The 541-nt window shown below is 47.9% G+C and carries 2 tRNA genes and 1 rRNA gene; all 3 read right to left on the bottom strand.

What is annotated here, in order from left to right:
- Nucleotides 1–238: 238 nt before the first annotated feature.
- A tRNA-Ala gene (locus WM94_RS28590) sits at nucleotides 239–314 on the bottom strand.
- Between the two features lie 6 nt (nucleotides 315–320).
- Nucleotides 321–397: transfer RNA gene (locus tag WM94_RS28585), tRNA-Ile, on the bottom strand.
- A gap of 86 nt (nucleotides 398–483) precedes the next feature.
- Nucleotides 484–541, bottom strand: a 16S ribosomal RNA gene (locus WM94_RS28580); the annotation flags it as partial.

Below are 541 nucleotides of genomic sequence, written 5' to 3'. Positions count from 1 at the left end.
TGACCATATAACCCCAAGCAATCTGGTTATACTGTGAAGACGACATTCGCCGAAAATTCGCATGTTGCTCTTTCGAGCAGAACTCACAAATTTTACCTTAGCCTGATTAACCAGCAGTGAAACTGGCTATCAGTCTATATCTATCACATATCCGAATTTTTAAAGAACGATCTGACAAAAGTCAGAAATCAACATTCGATGCGAATGCTCATTTCTGAGTTTGATCAAGTAAAACAAGTGGTGGAGCCAAGCGGGATCGAACCGCTGACCTCCTGCGTGCAAGGCAGGCGCTCTCCCAGCTGAGCTATGGCCCCGCATATTGGTAGGTCTGGGCAGATTTGAACTGCCGACCTCACCCTTATCAGGGGTGCGCTCTAACCAACTGAGCTACAGACCTAAGGGTAAAACTTTGGGTCTTGATCGTCTTCAACCATGAATCAAGCAATTCGTGTGGGAGCTCATCAGCAGGCTGATGTCGTCGATTAAGGAGGTGATCCAGCCGCAGGTTCCCCTACGGCTACCTTGTTACGACTTCACCCCA

Origin of the sequence: Pseudomonas sp. ABFPK (assembly GCF_001586765.1) — a bacterium.
GTDB classification, from domain to species: Bacteria; Pseudomonadota; Gammaproteobacteria; order Pseudomonadales; family Pseudomonadaceae; genus Aquipseudomonas; species Aquipseudomonas asiatica.
This window is presented reverse-complemented; position numbering and strand designations above follow the sequence as displayed.